Origin of the sequence: Rhodoglobus vestalii, assembly GCF_006788895.1 — a bacterium.
GTDB classification, from domain to species: Bacteria; Actinomycetota; Actinomycetes; order Actinomycetales; family Microbacteriaceae; genus Rhodoglobus; species Rhodoglobus vestalii.
Genome location: NZ_VFRA01000001.1, coordinates 602694 through 626309, shown reverse-complemented (window position 1 = coordinate 626309; position 23616 = coordinate 602694). Strand labels below are relative to the sequence as shown.

23 protein-coding genes are annotated in these 23616 nt (G+C 60.7%); 11 read left to right on the top strand and 12 right to left on the bottom strand.

The genetic code is table 11. The annotated features are described in order from the left end of the window. Positions 1-138: 138 nt before the first annotated feature. The 6 genes from guaB1 to FB472_RS02995 all read left to right on the top strand — a co-directional run bounded on the left by guaB1 (position 139) and on the right by FB472_RS02995 (position 6632). Positions 139-1575: a GMP reductase gene (gene guaB1 / locus FB472_RS03020; protein ID WP_141989602.1), complete on the top strand. Its 1437-nt coding sequence runs from the start codon at positions 139-141 to the stop codon at positions 1573-1575. 200 nt (positions 1576-1775) lie between these two features. Continuing rightward, positions 1776-3098, top strand: a complete 1323-nt coding sequence (locus tag FB472_RS03015; RefSeq protein ID WP_141989601.1) for a hemolysin family protein — start codon at positions 1776-1778, stop codon at positions 3096-3098. Beyond that, complete coding sequence (locus tag FB472_RS03010; protein ID WP_141989600.1) at positions 3098-4132, top strand: hemolysin family protein; 1035 nt, start codon at positions 3098-3100, stop codon at positions 4130-4132. Before FB472_RS03015 ends, FB472_RS03010 begins: the two co-directional genes overlap by 1 nt. Positions 4133-4159: 27 nt before the next feature. Next, entirely contained in the window at positions 4160-5035 is an 876-nt protein-coding gene (locus tag FB472_RS03005) for an ADP-dependent NAD(P)H-hydrate dehydratase (protein ID WP_141989599.1), read from the top strand. Next, entirely contained in the window at positions 5032-6324 is a 1293-nt protein-coding gene (locus tag FB472_RS03000; protein ID WP_141989598.1) for a glycosyltransferase 87 family protein, read from the top strand. Before FB472_RS03005 ends, FB472_RS03000 begins: the two co-directional genes overlap by 4 nt. Continuing rightward, positions 6321-6632, top strand: coding sequence for a thiamine-binding protein (locus tag FB472_RS02995; RefSeq protein ID WP_141989597.1), 312 nt, complete (start codon positions 6321-6323; stop codon positions 6630-6632). The genes FB472_RS03000 and FB472_RS02995 overlap by 4 nt, the downstream gene beginning before the upstream one ends. A 3-nt stretch (positions 6633-6635) precedes the next feature. Here FB472_RS02995 and FB472_RS02990 read toward each other — a convergent pair whose 3' ends face one another. The 6 genes from FB472_RS02990 to FB472_RS02965 form a co-directional block, all read right to left on the bottom strand. Beyond that, the gene (locus FB472_RS02990; RefSeq protein ID WP_141989596.1) at positions 6636-7307 is read right to left on the bottom strand and encodes a response regulator transcription factor; all 672 of its coding nucleotides are present in this window, start codon (positions 7305-7307) and stop codon (positions 6636-6638) included. A gap of 37 nt (positions 7308-7344) precedes the next feature. Continuing rightward, positions 7345-8598 carry a hypothetical protein gene (locus FB472_RS02985; protein WP_141989595.1) on the bottom strand — a complete coding sequence of 418 codons (1254 nt, stop codon included), beginning with the start codon at positions 8596-8598 and terminating at the stop codon, positions 7345-7347. After that, positions 8595-9758, bottom strand: coding sequence for a sensor histidine kinase (locus tag FB472_RS02980; protein WP_141991431.1), 1164 nt, complete (start codon positions 9756-9758; stop codon positions 8595-8597). The genes FB472_RS02985 and FB472_RS02980 overlap by 4 nt, the downstream gene beginning before the upstream one ends. 147 nt (positions 9759-9905) lie before the next feature. After that, on the bottom strand, positions 9906-11111 hold the full coding sequence (gene metX / locus FB472_RS02975) for a homoserine O-acetyltransferase MetX (RefSeq protein ID WP_141989594.1): 1206 nt from the start codon (positions 11109-11111) through the stop codon (positions 9906-9908). Between the two features lie 100 nt (positions 11112-11211). Beyond that, positions 11212-12531 carry a bifunctional o-acetylhomoserine/o-acetylserine sulfhydrylase gene (locus tag FB472_RS02970; RefSeq protein ID WP_141989593.1) on the bottom strand — a complete coding sequence of 440 codons (1320 nt, stop codon included), beginning with the start codon at positions 12529-12531 and terminating at the stop codon, positions 11212-11214. 100 nt (positions 12532-12631) lie between these two features. Beyond that, a complete protein-coding gene (locus FB472_RS02965) occupies positions 12632-13729 on the bottom strand; it encodes an acyltransferase family protein (protein WP_141989592.1) in 1098 nt (365 codons plus the stop codon). A gap of 32 nt (positions 13730-13761) precedes the next feature. Here FB472_RS02965 and FB472_RS02960 point away from each other — a divergent pair, with 32 nt between their 5' ends. After that, positions 13762-14535, top strand: coding sequence for an SDR family oxidoreductase (locus FB472_RS02960; protein ID WP_141989591.1), 774 nt, complete (start codon positions 13762-13764; stop codon positions 14533-14535). Here FB472_RS02960 and FB472_RS02955 read toward each other — a convergent pair. Continuing rightward, positions 14532-16010, bottom strand: coding sequence for an MFS transporter (locus FB472_RS02955; protein WP_141989590.1), 1479 nt, complete (start codon positions 16008-16010; stop codon positions 14532-14534). The two genes, FB472_RS02960 and FB472_RS02955, sit on opposite strands and share 4 nt — an antisense overlap. Before the next feature lie 44 nt (positions 16011-16054). Here FB472_RS02955 and FB472_RS02950 point away from each other — a divergent pair, with 44 nt between their 5' ends. After that, positions 16055-16723 (top strand): uracil-DNA glycosylase, encoded by a 669-nt coding sequence (locus FB472_RS02950; RefSeq protein WP_141989589.1) that lies wholly within the window; start codon positions 16055-16057, stop codon positions 16721-16723. 50 nt (positions 16724-16773) lie between these two features. Next, positions 16774-17268: a GNAT family N-acetyltransferase gene (locus FB472_RS02945; protein ID WP_246078048.1), complete on the top strand. Its 495-nt coding sequence runs from the start codon at positions 16774-16776 to the stop codon at positions 17266-17268. Positions 17269-17290: 22 nt separating this feature from the next. Here the strand turns inward: FB472_RS02945 and FB472_RS02940 are convergent, their stop codons facing one another. From FB472_RS02940 to FB472_RS02930, 3 genes are read right to left on the bottom strand one after another with little or no spacing between them, the layout of a single operon-like run. Further along, positions 17291-18061, bottom strand: a complete 771-nt coding sequence (locus FB472_RS02940; protein ID WP_141989587.1) for an ABC transporter permease — start codon at positions 18059-18061, stop codon at positions 17291-17293. Beyond that, positions 18058-18948, bottom strand: a complete 891-nt coding sequence (locus FB472_RS02935) for an ABC transporter ATP-binding protein (protein ID WP_141989586.1) — start codon at positions 18946-18948, stop codon at positions 18058-18060. Before FB472_RS02935 ends, FB472_RS02940 begins: the two co-directional genes overlap by 4 nt. Next, positions 18945-19304, bottom strand: a complete 360-nt coding sequence (locus FB472_RS02930) for a GntR family transcriptional regulator (protein ID WP_141989585.1) — start codon at positions 19302-19304, stop codon at positions 18945-18947. Before FB472_RS02930 ends, FB472_RS02935 begins: the two co-directional genes overlap by 4 nt. A 97-nt stretch (positions 19305-19401) precedes the next feature. Between FB472_RS02930 and FB472_RS02925 the strand changes: the two genes are divergently transcribed. Both FB472_RS02925 and FB472_RS02920 read left to right on the top strand, forming a co-directional pair. Beyond that, positions 19402-20817, top strand: coding sequence for an amidase (locus FB472_RS02925; RefSeq protein ID WP_141989584.1), 1416 nt, complete (start codon positions 19402-19404; stop codon positions 20815-20817). A 126-nt stretch (positions 20818-20943) separates the two neighbouring features. Continuing rightward, on the top strand, positions 20944-21297 hold the full coding sequence (locus tag FB472_RS02920) for an SIP domain-containing protein (protein ID WP_141989583.1): 354 nt from the start codon (positions 20944-20946) through the stop codon (positions 21295-21297). A gap of 81 nt (positions 21298-21378) precedes the next feature. On the opposite strand, the gene FB472_RS02915 is transcribed toward FB472_RS02920, so the two are convergent. Together FB472_RS02915 and FB472_RS02910 are read right to left on the bottom strand one after the other, a co-directional pair. Beyond that, a complete protein-coding gene (locus FB472_RS02915; protein WP_141989582.1) occupies positions 21379-22791 on the bottom strand; it encodes a dihydrolipoyl dehydrogenase family protein in 1413 nt (470 codons plus the stop codon). An 8-nt stretch (positions 22792-22799) separates the two neighbouring features. Continuing rightward, on the bottom strand, positions 22800-23600 hold the full coding sequence (locus FB472_RS02910) for a crotonase/enoyl-CoA hydratase family protein (protein ID WP_141989581.1): 801 nt from the start codon (positions 23598-23600) through the stop codon (positions 22800-22802). Positions 23601-23616: the final 16 nt, after the last annotated feature.

Below are 23616 nucleotides of genomic sequence, written 5' to 3'. Positions count from 1 at the left end.
CGCACATTCTGCGCTACGGACATCCCACCAATCTTAATCGCTTTGTTGTGCGTCTGCTGGCCGTCAAGGGCACAGATCACGCTTTTTCGACATTTTTACCAAGATTGTTCCTAATCGGTGGCTATTACGCTGGGAGATATGGATTTCTACGAAACTTCGCCACGGCACGACCTGACCTACTCCGATGTATTTCTGGTTCCCAGCCGCTCATCAGTCGGCAGCCGAATGGGAGTATCGCTGAAACCCGGTGACGGCACCGCGGCAACTATTCCCCTCGTGGCATCCAACATGAACTCTGTGACCGGGCCACGTCTTGCCGCCAGCCTCGCCCGACGCGGTGGGCTCGGCGTTCTGCCGCAAGACCTCACCCGCGACACCATGGATGCCGCAATCTCCTGGGTACGCTCACAACCGACTGATCTTGATTCGGCCATCTTTCTCAGCCCCACTGATTCGGTAGAGCATGCTCTACTGCAGGTACCTCCACTCAAGGGCCACGGAGTGGTGCTGCTCGACAATGGCGCGCTCGTCGGAGTGGTTGATGCCGAGCGTTTGGGTGCGGCACTGCCGGGGGCTGAACTGGGAGATCTGGTTAAACGCGAGACTCACGCTATCGACCGGTCAGAGTTTGCCACTGCTCGCGAACTTTTTGATCTGCTTATGGCGCGTGGGGTCGACTGTATTGCCGTGACCGATGGCGACACCGTGGTTGGGTCGACGAGTGTGAAGAGTGCGCTGCGCTCCACTCTCTACACTCCAGCACTTGATCGGGAGGGCAAGCTGGCGGTGGCGGCTGCTCTCGGGATTAATGGCGACGTTGAAGCTCGTGCCCGGGAACTCGTTGCCGCTGGGGCGAGCACCCTTGTGCTTGACACGGCCCATGGACACCAAGACGGAATGATTGCGGCGGTCGCTAAAGTTGCCGCACTGAACCTTGGTGTGGCGATTGCCGCCGGAAACGTGGTTACTTCGGCGGCGGTACGCGATCTTGTGGGGGCCGGTGCAAGCATCATCAAGGTGGGGGTGGGGCCGGGAGCCATGTGCACGACTCGAATGATGACTGCGGTGGGGCGTCCGCAGTTTTCGGCAGTTCTTGAGACGGCGGCGACCACACGTGAGCTCGGAGCCCACGTGTGGGCGGATGGTGGAGTGCGCTACCCGCGCGACGTTGCCCTCGCGCTGGCAGCCGGTGCGTCATCCGTCATGGTCGGATCCTGGTTCGCCGGCACGATCGAAGCCCCCGGCGAACTGCGTCACGACGATGCAGGCGCTCTGTACAAGACGAGCTGGGGGATGGCCTCGACTAAAGCGGTGCGAGCCCGTTTTGGTGCACTCGAACCCTACGAACTGGCTCGCAAGGAATTGTTTGCTGAGGGCATCTCGGGGTCGAAGATTTACCTTGACCCGGCGCGACCCTCGCTCGATGATCTGGTCGACATGATCACCTCGGGCGTCCGTAGCTCGTTCACCTACGCGGGGGCCACCGATCTCACTGAGTTCCACGACCGCGCGCTCGTAGGAATCCAGTCAGCGGCAGGCTACGAAGAGGGCAAAGCCCTGCCCGTGAGTTGGTAGCTGAGCACTGCTTATTCAGGTCTGTGTCCTATACTCAATCGCATAATGGACGACCCTCCCTCTAGTTGTCGCCGGGGCCGAACCTCGCGCGATCACGACCTATTTCTCGCCCTTTCTCTCACTCCAGCACAGTCTTTCGCTCCCACACAGTCTCCCGCTCCAGCACAGCCTCCCGCTCCCATCCAGGGCGGTGACGTCTCGTGAATGAGTGGCTGCTGCTTGGCACCGGTCTCGTTCTTACCGTCGGCACCGGATTCTTTGTCGCCTCTGAGTTTGCGCTCGTCAACCTCGACCGCTCTGAGCTCGAATCTCGTCAGGCACGCGGCGAGAAGCGGCTGACCCCCGTAATTTCTGCCCTCAAGCACACCTCGACGCATCTCTCGAGCGCGCAGCTTGGCATTACCCTGACGACGCTACTAGCGGGCTACACTCTGGAGCCCGCGTTCAGTACCTGGCTCTCTGTTCCTCTGGGCGCGGTCTTGCCGGCGGCGGCGGTGGGTGTGATTGCCACGATCGTGGCAATCACTTTTGCCACTCTGCTATCGATGATTATTGGTGAACTCGTGCCGAAGAATTTTGCGCTGGCTCTACCTAAAGCGACGGCGAAGTTTGTTGTGCCGTTCCAAATGCTCTTCAGCACGGTGTTTAAACCCGCGGTGAGTCTCCTCAACAACACGGCCAATGCGATCCTGCGCGGTGTGGGTATCGAGCCCAAGGAGGAGCTTTCGGGTGCTCGCACGGCAGAAGAACTAACCTCACTCGTGCGGCGCTCCGCAAGCCAAGGAAGCCTCGATAACGACACCGCAACGCTGCTGGCGCGCACTCTGGCGTTTGCCGACCACACTGCTCAAGATGTGATGACTCCGCGGCCCCGGGTGGACAGCATCGATCGAACCGACAGCGCCCAAGATGTGATTGAACTCGCGAAGCGCACCGGTTTCTCTCGCTTCCCTGTCATTGATGACAGCATCGATGACGTTGTAGGTCTCGTGCACGTGAAGCAGGCTGTTGCCGTGCCGCATAAAAAACGTGCCGAGGTGCCTGTGTCTGCGATTCAGACCGAAGCACTTCAAGTTCCCGAAACCATGCGATTGGATGCCCTGCTCGCCGAATTGCGTGGCCGTGGCTACCAGATGGCAATTGTGGTTGATGAGTACGGCGGAACCGCGGGTGTTGCCACTCTGGAAGATCTCGTGGAAGAACTGGTCGGGGAAGTCTCTGATGAGCACGACCGTTCTAAAGCCGACGTCGTGCGCTCCCGGGACTGGTTTACGTTCCCCGCCATCTTGCGCCCCGATGAGCTTTTGGAACGCACCGGGGTTGAAGTGCCCGAAGAAGGACCCTACGAAACTGTGGCGGGGTGGCTCATGAGTGAACTCGGCCGTGTTCCCCGCACAGGCGACACCATTACCGCTGCGGGTGGAGTGTTCCGAATTGAACGATTGGAAGGCCGCAGAATCGACCGTGTGAGGTTTACGCCCGATCCAATTGTGAGTGCTAGCGACGCCGAGGTGGTGCGCTGATGGAGGTCTGGGGAATTGTTTGGCTGTTCGTGCTGCTACTCGTCAACGCGTTCTTCGTGGGCGCCGAGTTCGCGGTCATTTCAGCACGCCGTTCGCAAATCGAACCGCGCGCCGAGGCGGGTTCGCGCGCCGCAAAAACTGCGCTCTGGGCTATGGAGCATGCGACGCTCATGTTGGCGGCTTGCCAACTGGGAATCACCGTCTGTTCACTCCTGATCTTGAATGTGTCCGAGCCGGCGATTCACCACCTGCTTGAAGTGCCGTTGGCTCTGACCGGGCTGAGCGAAGAACTCATCAGCACGATCGCCTTCATCATGGCGCTGATCATTGTCTCGTTCTTGCACGTCGTTCTCGGTGAGATGGTGCCGAAGAACCTGTCGTTCTCGATCCCCGATCGTGCGGTGCTGCTATTGGCTCCGCCGTTGGTGTTCATCGCGACCGTTTTCCGCCCCATCATCGTTTCGCTCAATGCGGTTGCCAATGGCATTCTGCGACTCTTCAAGGTTGAGCCGAAGAACGAAGCCAATAGCGTCTTCACGCTCGATGAGGTTGCGACGATCGTGGCTCAGTCAACTCGCGAGGGGGTGTTGACGGATTCCGGTGGCACGCTCACGGGTGCATTCGAGTTCACCTCGAAGAAGGTTCGGGATGTCGCCATTCCAATGTCTGGGCTCGTGACACTGCCCGAAGACGCCGCACCGGCAGACCTCGAGAAGGCGGTCGCGCAACGCGGCTTCTCTCGGTACATTCTGCTGAATGATGCGAGCGAACCGACCGGCTATCTGCATCTGAAAGATGTGATCGATCTTGACGAGAGTGAGTTCGCGGAACCGGTACCACCGAAGCGGATTCGTCAGTTGCTATCGATGTTTGAGGAAACTGATCTCGAAGATGCACTGGCGACGATGAGGCGTTCGGGTGTGCACGTAGCGCGCAGCTTCAACACCGGCGGGGAAACCACGGGTGTGCTGTTCTTAGAGGACATTATTGAGGTGCTTGTTGGCGAGGTGCAGGACGCTACTCGACGCCGCTAATACGCTCGTCAACTATCGTTAACTCTCATGGGGACTGACGCTATCTGGGGTGCTAGTGACGCTGCACGGTTTATCGCAGTCCCCGGACGAGATGACGACAAATACAGCCGAGGTGTGTTGGGTGTGATCACCGGATCAGTTCACTATCCGGGAGCATCAGTTCTGGGAGTAGAGGCCGCGCTGCGCACGGGGCTCGGCATGGTTCGTTACCTCGGGCCTGAGCGTGCGCAAGAACTGGTGTTGCAGCGTCGGCCCGAAGTGGTCACGGCTGAAGGGCGGGTGCAGGCGTGGCTTATCGGCTCGGGAATGGACTTCGCGCACCGTGAAGATGCTGCTGAAGCCCGTATCGCCGAAGCCCTACAGACCACCGTTCCACTGGTTCTCGATGGGGGAGCGCTCGATGTGGCTGAGCGTTCATCGGGCCCCGTGGTGATTACCCCACATTTTCGTGAGCTTGGTCGGCTGCTGGATGAGCCGGTCGAGAGTATCGCTGACGACCCCAGAAAGTGGGCAATCGAGGCAGCCCAACGACTGGGAATCACTGTACTCATTAAGGGACACACCACTTATGTGACTGACGGGGTTGCTACGGTGGCTGTTGCGTCTGCGCCAGTCTGGCTCGCTACAGCAGGGGCAGGCGACGCGCTCGGCGGAATTCTGGGTGCACTCGTCGCTACGCATAGTGACGGGGTGATGGCCGACCCGAGCCTGCTGGTGGGACTCGCAGCCACGGCATCCTTCATTCATGGCAGGGCTGCCGAGCGCGCCAGTGGCGGTGGGCCGCTCACGATTCTCGACCTGTGTGAATCCGTGCCGGCAGTTGTTGCTGAGCTCGTGAGCAACCGCAACGGCTCCGGTCCCGGCAACGGCTCCGGCTCCGGCTCCGGTTCCGGTCCCGCATGAGCGTCAACCGCGCGGTCGGAGCCGTTGCGCTGTTGCTGACGTTCGTATGGGTCCATCTCGTACTCGGCCTGCTGAACATTTTTGCGCCGGGCTTGCCCCTGGGCGATGTCACGATCGTCTACGCGGGTTGGGCGCAACAGGCCTACGCTTCTGGAGTTGTTGTTGGCGTCGATGCCCCGTGGGTTTACCCTGTGCTGGCGCTCGTGCCGATCCTGGCGTCTGTGACCTTCGGTCTCGAAAATATTGCGACCGTGTGGCTGTTCATTGTTTTTCTTGTCAATGTGGTCGCCCTGGGTTTTCTGACACGCTGGGGGCGTTCGCGTTCAGGAATGATTGCGGGATGGTGGTGGGCAGGGTTTCTCATCGTGCTCGGTCCGATAGCGTTGGCCAGAATCGACACGATCACGGTGGCCCTTGCGATTGTGGGCGTTCGGCTGCTTCAGTCGCAGCCGCAGACCGCCGGAATCGTTTTGGCCTGTGCCACGTGGATCAAAGTGTGGCCGGCAGCTCTGCTCCTTGCCGCAGTGATCGCGATGCGCGCTCGCGGAAAGATTGTCATTGCTGCCGCGGCTACCAGCGCAACGATCGCGGTGTTCGCACTGCTCGCGGGCGCTGAATGGAACGTGCTTAGCTTCATCACCCAGCAAACGGGACGTGGCGTTCAGATTGAGTCGCCCGTAGCGGGAATCTGGTTGTGGCAGATTGTTGCCGGTGTGCCCGACACGTTCATCTATTACGACGCTCAAATATTGACGTTTCAGGTCGCGGGCGCTGGAGTGCAGCTTGCCGCCACCGCAGTTACCCCGCTCCTCGGGTTGATTGTGCTCGTGATCGCGCTGCTTGGTGTTCGCCAAGTGCACTCCGGTGTCGCTGCCTTCAGGGTTCTGCCGCTGCTGAGCCTCGCGCTCGTCGTGGCCCTGATCGTCGTGAATAAGGTGGGCTCCCCCCAGTTCATCTCGTGGCTTGCGGTGCCGATTGTGCTTGGACTTCTCGCGGGCAGGGTTCATGGGGCCCCAAGCTTTCGTGCGCCGGCGGCACTCGCCTTTGTCATTGCGGCACTCACGCACAGCATCTATCCGTATCTCTACCACCTGCTTTTGGCGACAAACCCCACAATGATCACCCTGGTGAGCGTCAGAAATCTGCTGCTCATAGTTTTGTTAGTGTGGGCGATTGTGGGGCTCGTCAGGCTTACCCCAGAATTGTCTGTGAGCCCATCACGTCCCCAGGGAAACGCCGTAGGGGTCGCAACGCCAACGATTAGTTCACGAGCAAAGGAGTCATCATGATCGTCGCATTCTCAGTAGCACCCAGTGGGGGGCCGGGCACCACAGATTCAGTGCACGACGCTGTGGCAGCTGCGGTAAAAGTGGTTCGAGACTCCGGGTTGCCCAATCAAACGGACTCGATGTTCACCACAATCGAAGGCGACTGGGATGAAGTTTTCGCCGTAGTGAAAGCGGCGACTGAAGCCGTCGGTGTCTTTGGGTCACGGGTCTCTCTTGTGCTGAAGGCCGATATCCGCCCCGGTCACACTGACGAGATGCTGGGCAAGGTCGAACGCCTCGAAAAGGCAATCATTCGCTCAGAGAGCTAACTGCTAGAGGTGGCGCATAGTGTCGGTTTCGACGAGGATCCCGTCTTCGAGCGCACGTTTGCGCAGTGCCACCTTTGTGCCAACATCGAAGCCCGCAACGCGATACTTCTCACGGATACGCTTGAGGTAGCTCTTAGCGGTTTCTTCAGAAATACTGAGTTGGTATGCGACGGACTTCACGGGCTCGCCGCCGCCATACAGTGCCATCACGCGGCGTTCTTGAGCGCTCAGCTTGGGAGCACCACCGATTTCTTTAGCGTTGAGGGCGAGGTCGAGTTCGGCAGACACAAATGATTCGCCCTTCGCGGCGGCACGGATGGCTTCAACGATCATGTCGGCATCTTCGCTCTTGACGAGGTACCCGAGAGCGCCCGCGGCGAGAGCTTCGCGCACCACGTTCGGCTCGGAATAGGTGCTCATGAGAACGACGGAGACGCCCATTGACTTGAGCGTGTTGATCTTCAGTGACACCGGAATGTTATCTTTGAGATCGAGGTCGAGCAACACGACATCAACCGGAAACTCGGGATGGATCGTGAGCTCGGGCCACGTGGGGACAGCGACGACCATGTCGATATCGGCGGCAGCTTTTCGGATCCACTCGGTGAGAGCGCCGAGCAGCATTCGATGGTCGTCGACGATTGCGAGTCGGATGTGCTTGGTTGATTCAGTCACGATGAATTCCTCTAGTTGATCGTATTATTTTGTGAAGCTACTGGTCGGCAGGGTTGTCGACAAGGCATTCGATATCGAGCCGCACGCTGGAATTCTGGGTGGAGTCGGTGTAGCCCCCCACTTTTGTGACAGCTTGCCACGTGGAGGCGTCTATTCGGTTTCGGATCACGCCACGGGAAGTGATGGTGATTGCGATCGCCACCTTTTCTTCGAAGCCGGGGGCTACAACGTTTGCCGATGGGGCGATCGTTATATGAACCGAGCTTCGAGAACCACGTTTGGCGGTGTCGGCAACGAGTAGCCATGCAGCAGAGAGCAGCCCGTCGCGCTGGCCGGGGTCGAGGAGCCCAGCGAGGCTGCCCCGGTCGGTCAGCGTCACTGCTTTGCCGAGCAGATCCGACTCGGTAATCGCGTGGTAGAGCCAGGTCTCGCGTCGGCCTTCAATCAAGTGGAGACGCAGCTCGGTGGCCAGCGATGCTGCTGTTGAGGCAACTTTGGGAGCGAGCGGAAGTCGTGTCGATCCGTTTGCTACCGAGTCGAGCAGCTTTTCTGCGGCCAGGTCGAGTCGAGCAAGTTCTTCGGATGCCATCATGCCGACCGCAAACCGTGGCGCAGTGAGAGTGCTCTGCACGAGCACTCGATCCAGCTCTACCTGCACAAGGCGACGGAAATTCCGTATCACGGCGAGTCCGATCACGGTCGGGAGCACCGCGAACGAGATGGCGGTGATTTGTGGCGCGATCGAGTCAGAATTCAACGGAACGTTGATGACTACGGCTACCGCCAGGGCCACACCGAGTACGGAGACAGCGATGGCGATGTGCGAACTGGGGCGGACCGTAATAATGAGCAACAGCGTCATGCCCGCGGCGATCGCGGCCGTTGCGTGCCCGCCGATATCGCGGAGTGCCCAGATGGAATACAGGTCGAGCGCCACAACGGTGGCGAGCCCCAAGAGCAAGAATGCGAACATCCAATGGGGAAATTGGCCGTTCAGAAACTGAACCGCCGTGATGGTTCCCGCGATCAGGATTATGAGGATGATCCAGGCCGCCGCAGCTGGGACAGGATTGGGGTAGAGCTCCCACTGGGCGATGAGCCAAGCGAGTCCGTAGATTGCTCGCAAGCTCACCAGTACGGCAGCGCCGACGCCGACAAAGCCGGTCCCTAGGCTTGTAAGCCGCGGAGTATCAGTGTTGGACAGTCGCCGGACGGTTGCACTTTTAGCGCGGTACGGCCCGCCGCCGATGATGACGCCAAGAGTATTTTCTTCGGGAGGCGCGTAGATCACCGTGGGACCTCCAACACAACCGTTGTGCCTGACCCCGGTGTGGAGAAAAGGCGAGCCTGACCACCAACCTCCTTGAGTCGCGCGACAACCGACTCCTTGAATCCGAGACTGGCGGAATGAACGTCATCGAGAACAAAGCCAACCCCGGAATCGGTGATCATTGCTCGCACGGTTGTCTCATCCTCGGTGATTGTCACGTGCGCGTCGGTAACACCCGAATGACGCCGGACATTTTCCAAACACTCTGCGAGAGCCAACAGGAACGCGTCAAGCACTTCACTCGGCAAGAGCACTTGACCGGTGCCATGCCAACTCACTTCGAGGCCCATGCGACCGAAGCGTTGTTTGACCGACTCCAGGGTCGTGCCCAGCACCGTCTCACTTACCGGTGTGCTGAGGTTGTAGCCACCGGACGCCTGCGGGGTGGGGGTTGCACCGAGACGCAACTGACGAAGGAGCCGTGCATCATCGCCTGCCTGCTGACGCATCGCATCCGCGGAAACTCCCACACCCGAGTGTGCGAGCAGGGTAAGAGTTGCCAGGACTGTGTCATGGAGCAGCCGAGCACCTTGGCGGCGTTGCGCCTCTGTCTCGCTTGCTTGACGTTCAGCGCGGTGAGCGCGCCCGATGCTGGCGATGTGGCGAACCGCTTGTGGCACGCTCGAGCTGATCCACAGTCCGATTAGCGTTGCCAGGAGCCAACCAAACGTGAGCTGCACGAGTGTAGGAATGGGCGCCTGAAATGGTTGCAATGCCACCACTGTCGTGCCCGCCACCGCAATAAAACTAATGAGCAGCATAAGGCGGCGCGCGAGAGTAGTTGTCAGCACTATAGCGAGACTCGCCAACGACCCCGATGCTAACTGCGCGGCAGCGGAGAGGCCTGCCTGAGTCGGGCCCCCCGGGGTTTGCGAAATCAGTACGATTGCGAGAATTCCGGCGAAGAAAGCCGGCGCGACCCAGCCGAGCGAACGACTGTTGCCCAACTGAAACTGCATGACCCCAATAAATAGATAGAGGGGTAAACACAGCATGAGGGTCATCACGGGCACGGCACCGGGCAGCATAAGGCACAGGATCGAAACGCACAGAAAACTCAGGCTCGCTACTCGCGCGCTGCGCTGTAATAGGCGATCCCGTTCTTTTGCCGTGAGGTCCATTGCAGGTAATGTTCCCACATTTCTACCCTCGGTCGGGGGTGGCGCACCGTTCTGTGTCCTGCAGAAACGGCCGTGTGGGGCGTCAGGCTGGTGCGTTCGAGGTGACTCTGGGTGACTCAAGGCGACTCTGGGCCGCTCTAGCTGGCTCTAGAGACTGAGCAAACGCTCCAGTTGGGCACCCACAATTGTGGATTCGATGAGGAACCCGTCGTGCCCAAAAGGCGAGTGGATGACGTGGGGCCGTGCACCGTCGATGTTGCCGGGTAGGTGTTCGGCAATGATTTCTTGGCCCGAGACGGGGAATAGCCGGTCGCTGTCGATGCCGAGCACGAGCGCGGGCATCGTAGCTGTGGCAAGAGCGTGCTGAAGCGTTCCGCGACCACGGGCAACATCATGCGAACTCATTGCCTCAACCAGCGTGATGTAACTGTTGGCGTCGAAACGGCGCGCAAACTTGTTGCCATGAAAATCGAGGTAGCTTTCGACCGCATAGCGGCCACCGCGACCCCACGGGCTTACCTCGCTCTGCCAGGTGCGAGCAAAACGGTCATTGAGCTCATCGGGCGAACGATAGTTGAGCAGTGCCAGTCGTCGGGCCAGCGCAAGCCCGCGATGCGGACCATCGCCATCGGCGGCGTCATAGTAGGCGCCATCGGCAAAGGCAGGATCGGTGCGGATTGACTCCACTTGAACCGAATTGTGCCCGATCTGGTCTGCGGTCGACACCGGAGGTGCGGCGAGGATCGCGACCCTTTCGAGCCGATCAGGATGCCCGACCGCCCACTCGAGCGCGTGCATCCCGCCCATCGAACCGCCGATCACGGCAGCCCACCGATCAATACCGAGGGCGTTGCTCAGAGCAACCTGGGCTGCAACCTGATCGCGAATGGTGATGAACGGGAAGCGGGCGCCGAACTCCGCACCATCGGGGGCGTGAGACGCCGGACCGGTGCTGCCCTGGCAGCCGCCCAAAATATTGGGGGAAACGACGAACCAGCGGTTGGTGTCGATAGCTTTCCCTGGTCCGACTAAGTCGTTCCACCATCCGGCAGTTGACTGTCCGTTGCCGGGATTGCCCACAATGTGGCTGTCACCCGTGAGGGCGTGCGCCACGAGGATTGCGTTGGATGCGGCGTCGTTGAGAGTGCCGTGCGTCTCGTAGGCGATGCGCGCCGAGGGAAGTAGGCCGCTGAACTCCAGCGCAAGGTCAGTGACGGTGATGAACTGGCGTTGACCGACCGGATCGCCCTCACGCCACGCGCCCGTTGCTGGGGGCTTGCCGAGGAGCGAACGCACGTTTGCGTCGGTGATAAATGCCGAAGGAACGGTGTCTTCGGGTGTTTGCCAGTCCATGTCTCTCAAGTATCGTCAACAATGACGTACGGTACGAAATTATTACGGCGACCACAGCGACGACAGTGTCCAAGGAACACCGCCGCCGCTGTCAAGAGTCCTAGACGCGAGCGCGAACCTCAGCGGTCTTTGTGCGTGCCGCATCAAAACCTGCCTGCAGGTCAGCCTTGATGTCCTCGATGTTCTCGAGACCCACCGAGAGACGCACCAGTCCTGGTGTCACTCCGGCGGTCAACTGCTGCTCGGGCGAGAGCTGTGAGTGGGTGGTCGACGCGGGGTGAATGATGAGGCTGCGCACGTCACCGATGTTGGCAACGTGGCTGAACAGTGAGACGCCGTTGACGAACGAGCGTCCGGCATCCACTCCGCCCTTGAGTTCGAAGGAGAGAACTCCGCCGACACCCTTGGGTGCGTACTTGTTGGCGTTGGCATACCACGGGCTCGTGGGGAGCCCGGCGTAGTACACGACGTCGACGTCGTTGTGGTTATCGAGCCATTCGGCAACTTCTTGCGCGTTCTGGACGTGGCGTTCGATGCGCAGGCTGAGGGTTTCAATTCCCTGAATCAGCGAGAATGCGCTGTCCGGAGAAATGGCGGATCCGAGGTCACGCAACAACTGAACGCGCGCTTTGATGATGTAGGCGATGGCATCGCCGAGCACGCCGGTGTAGCTCGCACCGTGGTAGGAGGGGTCGGGCTCGGTGAGACCCGGGAATTTTTCCACGTTCTTCGACCACTCGAACTTGCCACCATCAACGATCACACCACCGAGCACCGTACCGTGGCCGCCCAAGAACTTGGTCGCCGAGTGAACCACGATGTCAGCACCGTGCTCGAGCGGGCGGATCAGGTACGGAGTGGCGATCGTGTTGTCAACGATCAGTGGCACTCCGTTGGCGTGCGCAACCTCGGCAGCGAGTTCGATATCGAGCACGTTAATGCGCGGGTTACCGATGGTCTCGGCAAATAGCAGCTTGGTGTTGGGTCGTACCGCGGCAGCCCACTCGGCGGCGTCATCCTGATTCTCAACGAACGTGGTTTCGATGCCGAGCTTGGCAAGCGTGTACTTGAAGAGGTTGTAGGTTCCGCCGTAGACAGAGGATGACGAGACGATGTGATCGCCAGCCTGAGCAATGTTGAGAACGGCGAAGGTGGTTGCCGACTGGCCGGAAGCGAGCAACAGTGCTGCGGTCCCGCCTTCGAGGGCGGCAACCCGCTGCTCCACGACATCCTGGGTGGGGTTCTGGATGCGGGTGTAGATGTTGCCGAACTCGGCCAGCGCAAAGAGGTTCTTGGCATGGTCGGCGTCGTTGAACACGTAGGCCGTGGTCTTGTAGATCGGGGTCGCCCGGGAGTTGGTGGTGGGGTCAGGCTGCGCGCCCGAGTGGATCTGCTTGGTTTCAAAGTTCCAGTCGCTCACGGCGGCCCCCTAGGTCGGTTGGTGGATCGGGATGTCCGCCACACTGTGAGCCTAAAGACAGGGCGCAGCCGGGTCAATTAGTCGCGAAATATCTCGTAACTCAAGGTTTGTCAGGCGATTTGTCAGGCGATTTGTCTGGCAGTGGGGCAAACAGCCACTGGGGCTTCGGTTCAATGATGGGGTGGAAGATTTTCTTCACAACCGGGGTAGAGAGCACCAGGGCCACTCCGATCGAGGCGAGAACGAGGCTCAGCAGCCACATGGCAGAAGTGCGTTCATCCTGCAGGAGTCCACTCTCGCGGAGGGGGTAGAGAACGAAGCTGTGGAGTAGGTAGACGTACATGGTGGCCTGCCCGGCATCCGTGATCCAGGTGTGACGGCGCGGCACGAGTACGAAGAACGCGGCGCTAAGAATCACCGCGAGCACGATGAGAGCGAGACGAACGCCGCCCGCAAACCACTGGTCTTCGCCCAGCCCGTGGTAGGAGGCGTCGTAAAAGAACCAGAAGCGCAGGTCAATGGTTCGCCAGAGTTCAATGTTGCTTAAGACGATGGCAAGCCAACCCGCGAGAACGGCAACGGCAAGCCCCCGGTATAGCCAGACAGATCGTCTGGTTGTTTGCCAGCGGTCGACGGTTCCCCACTCCCGAAGTTTCCACCCCAGCACGAAGAAGGGAAGAATGCCGATGGCTCGGGAGAGTGAGAAGGTGCTATCGACGTTGTCGAAGTAGCCGACCCCGACGGAGGCGATAACCGCCCAGACGAGAGGCCAGCGGAGCAGCGCCAGGTAGGGAAGCACGAGCCGGAAAATACCCAGGGCAAGCAGAAACCAGAGTGTCCAGCTGGGTTGTGAGGGGTTGAGATCGGCTTCACCTTCGGCAAAGAATTTCACGAGAGACCAGATGGCTTCCATGATGAAGTACGGCAACAGGATGTCAGTGAGCACGCGACGCATCTGCTTGGCCGAGGGGGGCCCCGGTTTGGAGAAATAGCCACTGATGATGGCGAACGCGGGCATATGAAATGCGTAGATGAAGAGGTACAACGCGAGAGCGTTGTTGGATTCGTAGGTGAGCCGCTGGATGCCGTGGCCGATTACCACGAGGGTGACGGCAAGAAAGCGGGCGTTATCCCACTGCGGTGTGCGCACCTTGGGGGTGCGGGCGGCCCGCGGGCCGCCGAGAGATACTCCGGTCATTCGTTGAAGTGTAATACCGCTACTTTGGAGGAATGGTGAATCGGCGAGTAGTGGTTACGGGAGCAAGTTCGGGAATTGGCGAAGCGACCGCGAGGCGGTTCGTGAAACACGGGTGGCAGGTGGTCGCCGTTGCGCGTCGCGAAGAACGGCTCGCGGCGCTCGCGGCGGAGACTGGGGTCGATACTTTCGTTGCCGATGTGACGAAACAGAACGATGTTGACGCTCTCGCCGGCTACCTGCGTGAGCTCGGCCCCATCCATGCCCTCGTCAATAACGCGGGTGGGGCTTTTGGTCTCGCCAGTGTCGAGGACAGCGACCCGGATGACTGGACGCGCATGTTCGATGTCAACGTTGTGGGCACCAAGCGAGTAACCAGTGCGCTCTTGCCGCTGCTGCGCGAGGGAATCGTTGCGGGTCAGAGCGCGAGCATCCTCATGGTCACCTCGATTGCTGGCCATGTTGCTTACGAGGGTGGTAGCGGCTACAACGCTGCCAAGTTCGCCCAGCACGCCCTCACTGCTGTGCTGCGGTTGGAGCTTGCGGGGGAGCCGATTCGGGTGATCGAGGTTGCGCCCGGAATGGTGAAGACCGAAGAGTTTGCGCTTGTGCGCTTCGCTGGCGATACGGCCAAAGCCGACTCGGTCTACGACAATGTGCCCGACCCACTCGTTGCCGAAGACATTGCTGAAACGATTGTGCACGCCATTGAGTTGCCGCCGTTCGTCAACCTTGACCTGATTACGGTGAAGCCTGTCGCCCAAGCCGCACCCCACAAGATGATCCGGGGCGAACTGAAGATTCGCTAGACCTTATCGTCTGTCTCGATCGCAGGCACGAGTTCGTCGATGTCATCAACAACATCGGCGAAGGCGAGCTTGGGCACGAGGAATAGCAGCACCGCCGCGACGAGTGCGCCCACACCGCAGATCGTAAAGACCGTGAGGTAGCCGAGCAGACTCGACGCTGTTTCGGTGACGGCGGATGCGGCACCAGCGACCAGCACGATCGCGAAGACCGCGGAGGCGAACGATCCACCAAGCGTTTTCGTCGTGTTGGTGAGTGCCGTCGCGATGCCGGTCTGACCGCGCGGAGCGGCGGCGGCGGCTGCGGCAGGGAGCGCGCCAACGAGGGCACCGGAGCCGAGTCCGGCAACGCTCATGTTGAGGAACACGCTGAGCACCGTGTCGTGGAAGGGCAAGAACATCAGGTAACCAGTCGCGACGAAGAAGGTCGCGACGATGAGGGCCACCCGCGGGCTTTTCCGTTTCGAGAGCACAGGGAATAGCAACGCCCCCACAATCATCGAAACCAGATAGGCGCCGATGATGTACGAGATCTCGTCCGATTCCATGCCGAGCCCGTAGCCGTTAATGGGGTCGGTTCCCGCGAAGGTTGCTAGCGGCGCCTGGGCCCCGAGGAGGCTGATGCCGACGAGCCCCGCAGTGAGTTGGATCGGCCACATGCTGGGGTCTCGCAGCATCCGAAGATCGATTGCGGGGTCTTTCTGGCGCAGTTCGTAGCGGCCCCACGGAATGAACGTGGCGACACCGGCGAGCATCAGCAGGTACACCCATAGTGCGCCTGGCCCATTGATGCGCAAAAACGTGAGCCCAGAGGTGATCAGTAGGAGCCCGATTGTGAGGATCACGAAACCCCAGAAGTCGAGCGAGCGGCCCGGTAGCGGCTTTGACTCAGGAACGCCGAACAGAATCACGAAGAAGGCGATGGTCACGGCGATTGCCGGGATCATGAGGGTCTGCTGCACGTTTTCGTCGAACACCTTGAAGATGCGGCCGCCGCCGAGAGCGCCCATGATGGCACCGGCTTCGAGGGCAACGACGAGGAGACCTGCGGCTCGACGGGTCTGGGACGCACCGGACCCGGTCGCGCGCCCGCGATCAAAGATCAGTGCTACTTCGAGCGGGAGCCACACAACGTAGAAACCCTGCAGTGCCCATGCGATCAAGAAGCTTGTGAAGTCACCGGTGAATGCTAACCACCAGGTCGCGCCGGCCGTCAGCACTGTCGAAACCAGCAGGATGCGCTTGTGGCCGTGCATGTCGCCGAGCTTCGCCAGAATCGGCACCACAATGGCGCTCAGCAGCAGTTGTGCGGCCTCGAACCAGTTGAAGTCAGCATCACGGATGCCCAAATGCTCAACTAGATCGGGAATCAGCGGGATGTAGTACCCCTGAATGATTCCGCTCACCAGTTCGACAAAGAACAGGTAGCCGATGAGGCCCATCGTGATGGCACCGGATTTTCCACGCAGCAATGACATGAACGGATGCTATCGGTTCGGTCGGCAGAAGCTAGCGTACTGCTATGGATCTCTGCAGTGTCGACCCGGGGTGGGCTCGCCTGTTGCAGCCCATGGCCGCAGAGTTAGACGCTGTTGGGGAATTTCTTGACCACGAGACCGAGGTGGGGCGGCCGTGGTTGCCGGAGCCGGAGGCTGTGCTGCGCGCCTTCCAGACCCCGTTCGACGACGTGCGGGTGCTGATTGTGGGGCAAGACCCGTACCCGACTCCCGGGCATCCGATCGGCTTGGCATTCTCGACTGACCGAGAGGTGCGGCCGTTGCCACGCAGCCTCGCCAACATCTATCGGGAGCTGAAGGACGATCTTGGCATCCCGCCTGCAGCGCACGGCGACCTCAGCGCATGGCAGCGCCAGGGCGTGCTGCTGCTCAACAGGGTGCTGACGGTGCAGGTAGCGGAGACCGGCTCGCACCGCCGTCACGGCTGGGAAGAGGTGACCGCCCACGCGATTCGGGCTCTCGCGGAACGGCCGCAACCACTTGTCGCCGTGCTGTGGGGGAAAGATGCGGCATCCATCGTCCCTTTGCTTGGCGACACACCAGTGGTCGTGAGCCCGCACCCGAGCCCACTGTCGGCCAGTCGGGGCTTTTTTGGTTCACAGCCCTTCAGCCGGGTTAACGCTGCGCTTGAGGCGCAGGGAGGAGCGGCAATCGACTGGCGCATCGACCCCTAAAATAGTCTTCTCAGTTACCCACACCCCGGGAGAACCCCATCGCATTCCAGTTGAGAGATGCCACAGCCAGTGATGCTGGTGCGCTCGCCGAAATCTACGGCCACTTTGTGCTGAACACTGTCGTCACCTTCGACGTCGGTGCGGTGACCGCCGAAACTATGGAGCTAAAGCGCACCACCGTGCAATCGGCTGGGATGCCGTTTGTGGTGGCCGCCGATGACAACGATCGTGCCGTTGGCTATGCGGCGATGTGCTCGTGGCGCCCCAAAGCTGCTTATCGGCACACCGTCGAAAGCTCGATCTACCTCTCACCCGCGGCCACCGGACAGGGGCTGGGCCGTGTTCTCATGGAGGCTCTGATTGAGCGCGGACGCGAGGCGGGCATCCGCGAACTCATTGCCGTGATTTCGGATGAGGGGGCCGACGCTTCCGTGCACCTGCACCACAAACTCGGCTTCGAATCGGTCGGGCACCTTACGCGCGTCGGCTTCAAGTTCGATCGCTGGGTCGGCACCTACATTTTGCAGAAATCGCTCGGGGCGTAGCCCGCTCTCGTGCCGGTGTGCTCTATGCCGAGTTTCGCGGGGTTGCTCTACGCAGCAATAAGAAGCCGGCGACAGCGCTGATGGCTGTGGCGACCAGGCTCCAGCTCACAATGCCGATGCGGCCCAGGCTGACGAGCGTCTCACCGAGGGCACCCCATGAGTCGGTGAATGTTACGAGAGCAAGACCCGCCACCAACAGTATTCCGAGGACGATGAAGAATGCAGCCACCCCATTGGCTTTCCACCGCAACCAGACGGTCGCGATTGCTGATCCGAAGAAGAAGAAGAACAGGAACAGCAGGAACTGCACATAGATGCGCTCAAGCGTAGTGTCGCCGACGAAAATGGTGGCGAACAGGCTGCCGCCAAACCCCCATCCATTTGTCGCATCTTCGATAGCAGCCAGAATGGTGAGCCCCGCGGTGTAGATCGCGGCAAGGATCACAAAGGCGAGCGAGCTGCCGAGATAGTAATCCCGGCGGGTGACGCCGAAACCAAGTGCGTAGGGGAACGTGATGCTCATCGCCTGAATCGCCACCACCATCATGTAGATGAAGATGAAGAAGTTGCCGCCACCGAAATTCAGCCCGCTCAGCACGTCTGCGCGGTTCTCGGCAGGAGAGGCCGAGTAGATGATCCACCAGATGCTCACGTTGCCGATGAAGATCACGCCAAGAATGATCCACGGCAGAGTGAGAGTAGTCCACGGGTTCGCGAAGTGTAGCCGCGCCACGTTGGTGATGCGTTTCATTGGGCTCGCAGGATGTGCGAGTGCGGGGCTTGTGATTGTCATGCGCTGGCCTCGAATTCCGTGGTCTCGGTGCTGGTGAGGTGAATGATGAGCTGCTGTAGCGACACCGGTGACAGTTCCAGCCCGGCCGCTGTCGCTTCGCGGCGCTCGCTCTCGTTGAGCCCCGCAACGGTTACCGAGCTGAGCCCGCCGATGCCATCGCGCTGCAGCACTGTGCGCTCGCCGACAAAAGCGTCAACGGCGGTCTTCATACCTACGACAGTGGTAGCGCGGTTGCGCAGGGTTTCGGCATCCTCATTGATGAGCATCGCGCCTTCGTCGATGACGAGAACGTGTTCAAGCAGATTGCTGACCTCGTCAATGAGGTGGGTGGAGAGCACGACGGTGCGCGGGTGGTTGGCGTAGTCCTCAAGAAGGCGGTCATAAAAGATGTGGCGGGCCACGGCATCCAATCCCAGGTAGGGCTCATCGAAGAAGGTGAGCGGTGCGCGCGAGGCGAGTCCGACGATTACGCCGATGGAGGAGAGCTGGCCGCGGGAGAGCTTCTTGATGCGACGGTCGAGGGGGAGTCGGAAGTCGGCGACTAGTCGCTCGGCAAACTTCTGATCCCAGTTCGCGAAGAACCACGGCGCAGTCGTGAAGACATCCTTGGGGCGGAAGTCTTCGGGGTAGCGCTGGCTTTCTTTGATGAAGCACGTGTTCTGCAGCACCTTGGCGTTCTCAACGGGCGCCTGCCCAAACAGGGAAATGGTGCCTTCGCTCGCGAAATCTTGGCCGGTGAGCAGCTGCATGAGCGTGGTCTTGCCTGCGCCGTTGCGACCGAGAAGACCATAAATCTTGTTCTCAGCAACAGAGAAGCTCACGTCGTTCACGGCGATGACTTTTCCGAAGCGCTTCGTGAGGTTGTTTACCTCAATGGTTGACGTCATGAGTTCTTCGCCTCCTTGGCGATCATCTGAGTGAGTTGGGTGGAGTCGATGCCGAGCTTTTCTGCTTCGGCCAAGAGCGGGCGCACATATTCGCTGCTGAACTTGTCGCGCCGTGCACCTGTGAGTTGTTCTTGAGCGCCGGAGGCGACAAACATTCCGATACCTCGTTTCTTGTAGAGAATTCCTGCATCGACGAGCACGTTGACGCCCTTGAGGGCGGTGGCGGGGTTGATGCGGTAGAAGGCCGCGAATTCGTTGGTTGAGGGCGCTTGGCCCTCTTCGGGGAGCGCGCCAGAGATGATGTCGTTTTCGATGTTCTCGGCGAGCTGCGCGAAGATTGGGCGTGAGTCATCCATGTGTGCCTCCTTTCCTGCGATTACTCGATTGGTTAGTTGGTTATGTAACTAACCAATCAGCATGGCGGGGCTTTGTCAAGTTCTTTAGGCTGAACGAGTGTCAGAACTTCATCACCTCACCGCGAACGAACAACTGAACCTCCTGCGCGCCGGGGAGCTAACACCGGGCGAACTCGTGAGCCACTACCTCGACCGCATCGAGCGTCTGAACCCTGAGCTCGGCGCCTTCACCGTCGTGACCGCGGATGCCGCACGGGCTCAGGCAGCAGAGCTCGAGCAGGCGGGGAGCCGAGCATCCACCCTCTGGGGCTTACCCTCGGCAGAGAAAGACCTCTGGGCCCGCGCCGGAGTGCGCACCGCCTATGGATCACGCGCCTTCGCAGACTTCGTGCCCGAGGTATCCGACGAAATCGTCGACGTGTTGGATGACGCGGGGGCGATCAGTCTCGGCAAGACTGCGACGCCCGAGTTTGGCCTCCCCGCCTACACCGAGCCGCTCTCGGATGCCCCCGCGGTGAATCCGTGGAACACGTCGTTGGGGTCAGGCGGCAGCAGCGGGGGAGCAGCAGTAGCCGTCTCGGCGGGCCTGCTGCCCTTCGCCCCCGGCTCAGACGGTGGAGGCTCCATCCGCATCCCCGCCGCAGCCACCGGACTCGTCGGCCTCAAACCCTCCCGCGCGCGCGTGCCCTCCGGCAGCGGCTTCGGCAGTCTCGGGCAGCTGCCCGTTGCCGGTCCCATCGCCCGCACCGTGGCGGATGCTGCACTCTTGCTCGACGCGCTCGCCGGGCCATCGCCATACTCGGTCACGCCGCCCACGTGGGATGGCGGAGCCTTCCTCAACGCCGCCATCCGCGGCGAAGGAACCTTCAGCATCGGCGTCATGACCACCTCGCCGTGGGACGACACCTATGAGATCAGCGTTTCTCCCGAAGCGCAGGAAGCCCTCGACCTCGCTCGCGAAGCCCTCGACCAGCTCGGCCACGGCAGCCAAGAGTTTGGTCTAACGCCCTCACCCGAATACGCCGAAGCATTCACCGTGCTGTGGCAAGCGGGAGCCGCAGGAATCCCCCTCGACGGCGAACAACTTGAGCTCGCGGAACCCCTCACGAAATGGCTCATCGAAAGCGGACGCCGGATGGGCGCGCGCGACGTTGGTATTGCCATCGCAACGCTGTCTCGATTTGAGCGCAGCGTCATCCACCAGTTCGCCGCATATGACGCGGTGCTTACCCCGGCGATGGCGATGACGCCGAGGCCGCTGGGGTGGTTTCATGCCGAGGATGCCTTCGAGAACTTCGCAAAACAGGTGCAGTACACGCCGTGGACGAGTTTCGTGAACGTCGCAGGCCTCCCCGCGATCAGCCTTCCGGTGCACGAGACCGCTGAGGGGCTGCCCATGGGAGTGCAGCTGATTGGGCGGCCTGGGCGCGAAGATGTGCTGCTGGCGATTGGGGCGCAACTGGAGCGGCGCTTTCAGTGGGGCACGCGGCATCCGGTAGCGTTTCGGAGCTAGCGCCGAGTCCCGGTCAATCGCAAACCTTTGCCTAGCTTCGGGCGTACTATCGCTGACCACATTTGCTGCTTGGAATACCCCGAGAGGGCTGTGCGATTTAGGTAAGGCATGCCTATACTAGAGACAATGTTTCCTGAACTATTCACGCCGCAGATCGCCTGGAACCCCCAGTCGGCTAATCGCGTGCTGCTCGCGGGAGACGAGACCTCGATCGATACCATTGCAATGATTCTGGCGAGCCTTCCGGCCCGCGCACGGGGTCAAGTGTTCATCGAGGTCGATACCGCTGCCGACATCCGAGTGCTCTCGGCGCCCGGCCGTTTCAGCGTCTGCTGGTTGCTGCGCGAGCGCGGCCAAAGCCTCACCCGTTCCATGGATGCGTGGTTGAGCGAAATGCTCCCCGTGAGCGCGTTCGGTGAGAGCACCGTCTACGCCTGGGTTGCCCACGAGGGTCCCGCACGACTGCTCAGCTCCAACTAGCGGCGAGCAAAGTTTCTTCGACAAGCCGTGGGTTAGGCCCCGCCAGCAGATACAGCGGGATAGACCGCAGCCCTTCTGTCGCTATGGCCGACCAACGGCTTCGAGTAGGCGCAACCACACTTCACTGATCGTGGGGTACGAGGGAACCGCATGCCAGAGCCTGGCGATAGGGACCTCGCCCACGATCGCAATTGTGGCTGAGTGCAACAGTTCCGCGACATCCTGACCGACAAAGGTTGCGCCGACAATCACCTGAAGCTCGCGGTCGATCACGAGCCGGGCCTGGCCCTCATAGTTATCAGCCTGCAGACTTGCTCCAGCAACCCAGCCGATGTTGTAGTCAACAATCTGCACGTCGATGCCCTGCTTCTGGGCATCGGCAGACATGATGCCGACCGAAGCGACCTCCGGATCGGTGAACGTCACCTGCGGAACAGCGCCGTGGTCTGCGGTAGCAACGTGGGAGCCCCAGGGTGCGTCATCCACCGGCTCGCCTTTTGCTCGGGCGACGATGACGTCACCAGCCGCGCGCGCCTGATACTTGCCCTGATGCGTGAGTAGGGCACGATGATTCACGTCGCCGACGGCATAAAGCCAGTCGGTGTCGTGCACGAGCATGGTGTCGTCCACCGACAGCCAGTCGCCCACCGGGAGCCCGACCGTGTCGAGACCGATGTCGCTCGTGCGCGCGGTTCGACCCGTTGCGATCAGAATTTCGGATGCTGTAAAACTCTCAGTCTCGGTCTCAATCTCGACCCCGTGGGCGGTGCGCTTCACTCGCGTGGGAGACGCCGTGACGATGGTGGCGCCGCGCGCGCGGAGCGCTTTCGCAACAAGGTCGCCTGCGAAGTCTTCTTGACCGTTGAGCAGTCCACTGCGTGCAAAGAGTGTCACTTTCGAGCCAAGGTCGAGGTAGGCGGTCGCCATCTCAACCCCGACGACTCCTCCGCCGATGATGGCGAACGATTCGGGAACCTCCTTGACCGAGGTTGCTTCGCGCGGGGTCCAGGGCTGGGCATCCACTAGTCCGGAAATGTCGGGAAGTTTGGGATCGGATCCGGTCGCGACGACGACGGCATGATTCGCGTTAAGCGTTGTAACGTCGCCGTTGTCGTCTGTGACGATCACTCGTTTGGCGCCGTCGAGCCGAGCGTGACCCCGGCGAAGATCAATGCCCGCTTTCTCGACCCAGCGCACCTGGCCCGCGTCATCCCAATTGCTTGTGAAGCTGTCGCGACGGGCGAGCAGGGCGGCGACGTCGATGTCTCCGGTGACGGCCTGCGCTGTGCCATCGACGCGTTGGGCCGCACGGAGGGCGAGTCCGCTGCGGATGAGTGCCTTCGACGGCATACAAGCCCAGTATGAGCACTCACCGCCGACGAGTTCGCTCTCCACGAGAACAACACTCAGCCCACCTTGCACCGCGCGATCAGCAATATTTTCGCCTACCGCGCCAGCGCCGATAACGATGACATCCCACCTGTTTTCAGCCATGATGCTTCCTACTTTCCGATAAATGATGCGGTGGTGCGCGTCATGAACGCTTTCATGCCGATTTGGGCATCCTTACTCTGCGCAAGGGTCACGAGCTCAGGCTGGAGCGCAACCTCTGCGGCAGGGTCCCCATCCCGAATCGCAACGTTCGCATTCTTCAGTGCGGCCTGCACCGCGAGCGGCGCTTGGGCGGCGACCCGCTGAGCCAGCTCGAGTCCGCGCGCATACTGTTCGCCGTGCGGCACAACCTCTTGCACGAGCCCGATGCGGTGAGCCTCCGCAGCATCGAAACTGTCGCCGGTGAGAATCCAGCGCATCGCATTCGACCACCCCACCTGCCGCGGAAAACGAATCGTTGCCCCACCGAATGGCAGGATGCCCCGCGATACCTCGACCTGGCCAAAGACACTCGAGTCGGCAGCAACCGCAATGTCGCTGGCCAAGATCAGCTCAATACCCAACGTGAGACAGGTGCCCTGCACCGCAATCACTACGGGTTTGGACAGTTTCTGGCCCGACACCTGCCACGGGTTGATCCCGCCCTCGGGCACCATGTCGAGCCCGTCGGCACCAATTCGTGGCCCGATGTCGGCCAGATCAAGACCGCCGGTGAAGTGGTCGCCGTGGGCAAAAACGAAACCGGCCCGCAGCTCGGGGTCGCGCTCAAGTTCGCCATACGCCAACGCAAGCTGCTCAAGAAGCTCCAGGTCAGCGGCATTGCGCTTATCGACCCGATTGAGCCCAATGAGCAAAACGTGACCGTCCCGCTCGAGAGTAACTTTCGCTGAATCTGTACTGGTGTCAGTCATGTTCCCAGACTACGGC